The 3,861-nt window shown below is 71.0% G+C and carries 3 protein-coding genes and 2 pseudogenes; 4 read left to right on the forward strand and 1 reads right to left on the reverse strand.

What is annotated here, in order from left to right; all coding sequences use genetic code 11:
* From AOK15_RS40995 to AOK15_RS41005, 3 genes and pseudogenes are all read left to right on the forward strand, one after another.
* A pseudogene (locus AOK15_RS40995) lies at window positions 1–334 on the forward strand (deoxyribose-phosphate aldolase); the annotation flags it as partial.
* Window positions 335–339: 5 nt separating this feature from the next.
* Window positions 340–1,776, forward strand: a complete 1,437-nt coding sequence (locus AOK15_RS41000; protein WP_055524322.1) for an aldehyde dehydrogenase family protein — start codon at window positions 340–342, stop codon at window positions 1,774–1,776.
* Entirely contained in the window at window positions 1,769–2,662 is an 894-nt protein-coding gene (locus AOK15_RS41005) for an aldehyde dehydrogenase family protein (RefSeq protein WP_055524323.1), read from the forward strand. The genes AOK15_RS41000 and AOK15_RS41005 overlap by 8 nt, the downstream gene beginning before the upstream one ends.
* Before the next feature lie 63 nt (window positions 2,663–2,725).
* Here the strand turns inward: AOK15_RS41005 and AOK15_RS48215 are convergent.
* Window positions 2,726–3,035: pseudogene (locus tag AOK15_RS48215) on the reverse strand (hypothetical protein).
* Between the two features lie 127 nt (window positions 3,036–3,162).
* On the opposite strand from AOK15_RS48215, the gene AOK15_RS41010 reads away from it, so the two are divergent.
* On the forward strand, window positions 3,163–3,792 hold the full coding sequence (locus tag AOK15_RS41010; RefSeq protein ID WP_055524324.1) for a uridine kinase family protein: 630 nt from the start codon (window positions 3,163–3,165) through the stop codon (window positions 3,790–3,792).
* Window positions 3,793–3,861: the final 69 nt, after the last annotated feature.

The following is a 3,861-nucleotide window of genomic DNA, read 5'->3' on the forward strand; positions in this document are numbered from 1 at the left end:
GGACACCGGTCTGGGCGCGGACTTCATCAAGACCTCGACCGGCAAGGTCGCGGTCAACGCCACTCCCGCCAACACCCTGCTCATGCTGGAGGCCGTCCGCGACTTCCGCGCCCAGACCGGTGTCCAGATCGGCGTGAAGCCGGCCGGCGGCATCCGCACGTCCAAGGACGCGATCAAGTTCCTGGTCCTGGTCAACGAGACGGCGGGCGAGGACTGGCTGGGCAACCACTGGTTCCGCTTCGGCGCCTCCTCGCTCCTCAACGACCTGCTGATGCAGCGCCAGAAGCTGGCCACCGGCCGCTACTCCGGCCCCGACTACGTGACGGTGGACTGATCACCATGGCATCCGTATTCGAGTACGCCCCGGCCCCCGAGTCCCGCGCGATCGTCGACATCGCGCCCTCGTACGGCCTGTTCATCGACGGCGAGTTCACGGAGGCGGCCGACGGCAAGGTCTTCAAGACCGTCAGCCCCTCCTCCGAGGAGGTCCTCTCCGAGATCGCCCGGGCCGGTGAGGCCGATGTCGACCGCGCCGTGCAGGCGGCCCGCAAGGCGTTCGAGAAGTGGTCGGCGCTGCCCGGCTCGGAGCGCGCGAAGTACCTCTTCCGTATCGCCCGCATCATCCAGGAGCGCAGCCGTGAGCTGGCGGTCCTGGAGACGCTGGACAACGGCAAGCCGATCAAGGAGACCCGCGACGCCGATCTGCCCCTGGTCGCCGCGCACTTCTTCTACTACGCCGGCTGGGCCGACAAGCTCGACCACGCCGGCTTCGGGGCGAACCCCCGGCCGCTGGGCGTCGCCGGCCAGGTCATCCCGTGGAACTTCCCGCTGCTGATGCTGGCGTGGAAGATCGCCCCGGCCCTGGCGACCGGCAACACGGTCGTCCTCAAGCCGGCCGAGACCACCCCGCTGACGGCACTGTTCTTCGCGGACATCTGCCGCCAGGCGGGCCTGCCCAAGGGCGTCGTCAACATCCTCCCCGGATACGGCGACACGGGCGCGGCCCTGGTCGCGCACCCCGACGTCAACAAGGTGGCCTTCACCGGCTCCACGGCCGTCGGCAAGGAGATCGCGAAGACGGTCGCCGGCACCCGCAAGAAGCTCACCCTGGAGCTGGGCGGCAAGGGCGCGAACATCGTCTTCGACGACGCCCCGATCGACCAGGCCGTCGAGGGCATCGTGGGCGGCATCTTCTTCAACCAGGGCCAGGTCTGCTGCGCGGGCTCCCGCCTCCTGGTGCAGGAGTCGATCCAGGACGAGCTGCTGGACTCCCTGAAGCGCCGGCTGTCGACGCTCCGCCTCGGCGACCCGCTCGACAAGAACACGGACATCGGGGCGATCAACTCCGAGGAGCAGCTGACCCGGATCACCTCGCTCGTCGAGCAGGGCGAGTCGGAGGGCGCCGAGCGCTGGTCCCCGGCGTGCGAACTGCCCTCGGCGGGCTACTGGTTCGCGCCGACGCTGTTCACGAACGTCACCCAGGCGCACACCATCGCCCGCGACGAGATCTTCGGCCCGGTGCTGTCGGTGCTGACCTTCCGCACCCCCGACGAGGCCGTCGCCAAGGCCAACAACACCCAGTACGGCCTCTCGGCGGGCATCTGGACCGAGAAGGGCTCCCGGATCCTGGCCGTCGCGCACAAGCTCCGCGCGGGCGTCGTCTGGTCCAACACGTTCAACAAGTTCGATCCGACCTCGCCGTTCGGCGGCTACAAGGAGTCGGGCTTCGGCCGCGAGGGCGGCCGCCACGGCCTGGAGGCGTACCTCGATGTCTGAACCGAACCGTCTGAGCGTCTTCAAGACCTACAAGCTGTACGTCGGCGGGAAGTTCCCGCGTTCCGAGAGCGGCCGGGTGTACGAGGTGAGCGACGCAAAGGGCAAGTGGCTGGCCAACGCGCCGCTCTCCTCCCGCAAGGACGCCCGTGACGCGGTGGTCGCCGCCCGCAAGGCGTTCGGCGCCTGGTCCGGCGCCACGGCGTACAACCGGGGCCAGGTCCTGTACCGGGTCGCGGAGATGCTGGAGGGCCGCAAGGGCCAGTTCGTCCACGAGGTCGCCGACGCCGAAGGGCTGTCGAAGTCGAAGGCCGCCGCGCAGGTGGAGGCGACGATCGACCGCTGGGTCTGGTACGCGGGCTGGACCGACAAGATCGCCCAGGTGGTGGGCGGCGGGAACCCGGTGGCGGGCCCGTACTTCAACCTCTCCTCCCCCGAGCCGACCGGTGTGGTCGCCGTCCTCGCCCCGCAGGAGTCGTCGTTCCTGGGCCTGGTCTCGGTGGTCGCCCCCGTGATCGCCACAGGCAACACGGCCGTTGTGGTCGCCTCGGAGAGGGCCCCGCTCCCGGCGCTGTCGCTGGCCGAGGTCCTGGCCACGTCCGACGTGCCCGGCGGTGTCGTGAACGTCCTGTCCGGCCGTACGGCGGAGATCGCGACGCCGCTCGCCGCGCACCAGGACGTCAACGCGATCGACCTGGCCGGCGCGGACGACGTCCTCGCCAAGGAGCTGGAGATCGCCGCGGCCGACAACCTGAAGCGGGTACTGCGTCCACAGCCTGTGGACGACTGGTCGGCGACGCCGGGCATCGACCGCATGACGGCGTTCCTGGAGACGAAGACGGTCTGGCATCCCACGGGGTCGCTGGGCGCGTCGGGTTCCTCGTACTGACGCACGCCGGGGCAGGCGCGGGCCGGCCGCGCGGTTCCCCGCGCCCTGTCGCAGGGCCGGGCTTCAGCGAAGGCCGCCCAGCGCCTGCCCGACCACCGGGCTGCTCCCGATCGACGGCGCCTGCGCCACCGGGCCGGCGCTCGAAGGGGGCGACCGGGCCGGTGACGTACCCGACGGTGCCGGTCAGCGCCTGGGGGCCCTGCTGGGGGTCCACGGAGCCGAGCGAGGGCGGGGCGGGCACGCAGCACGTCGACGCGGCGCCGTCCGCCGCGGCGGACGTACCGGCGCCCGCGCCGAGTGCGACGCCCGCGGTCGTCACGGCGAGCAACGCGCGCCGGGCGAAGGGGGACCGGGGAGCCGAGCGTCGAGCCATCAGCGCGGTCACTCCCTGCTGCGGAAAGTAAGCACAGGGGCACATACGGTAGTTGAGGTGTGATGTGCGCTCCATGGGCGACCCGACGACTCGGCGGGAGCCGCGCGATGCCTCACACTGGACTCTCGTGAGTTCGCATCCTCCGATACCGACCCGGGTCGTCCTGCTGTCCGGTCCGTCCGGCTCAGGCAAATCCCTCCTCGCCGCCCGCTCCGGCCTGCCCGTGCTGCGGCTCGACGACTTCTACAAGGAGGGCGACGACCCGACGCTGCCGCTGGTGGAGGGCAGCACGGACATCGACTGGGACCATCCGCTGTCCTGGGACGCGGACGCCGCCGTCGCGGCGATCGAGGAGCTGTGCCGCACGAGCCGTACGACCGTCCCGGCGTACGACATCTCGCTCAGCGCGCGCACCGGCTGGGAGTCCCTGAGCATCGAGCGGACCCCGCTGTTCATCGCCGAGGGCATCTTCGCGGCGGAGATCGTGGGACGTTGCCGCGAACTCGGCGTCCTCGCGGACGCGCTGTGCCTGACCCGGGGCCCGGTGACGACGTTCCGCCGCCGCTTCCTGCGCGATCTGCGGGAGGGCCGCAAGTCGGTGCCCTTCCTGCTGCGGCGCGGCTGGCGGCTGATGCGTCTGGAGCGTTCGATCGTGGCCCGGCAGACGGAGTTGGGCGCCCACGCCTGCGACAAGGACGAGGCGCTCGGGCGGTTGGCGTCGGCCGCGGCGGGCCGCCGCGCGCAGACCCCGGCCTAGTCACGCGAACGACATACAAAAAGCGGGACTGGACGGACCCCCCGGCCCTCCAGTCCCGCTTTTTGTATG

The sequence above is a fragment of the Streptomyces ossamyceticus genome, assembly GCF_001418475.1.
Lineage (GTDB): Bacteria > Actinomycetota > Actinomycetes > Streptomycetales > Streptomycetaceae > Streptomyces > Streptomyces ossamyceticus.

What these genes read in the sequence shown, in the direction of transcription:
- AOK15_RS41000 (WP_055524322.1), top strand. Translation starts at nt 340, where the DNA reads ATGGCATCCGTATTCGAGTACGCCCCGGCCCCCGAGTCCCGCGCGATC.
- AOK15_RS41005 (WP_055524323.1), top strand. Translation starts at nt 1,769, where the DNA reads ATGTCTGAACCGAACCGTCTGAGCGTCTTCAAGACCTACAAGCTGTAC.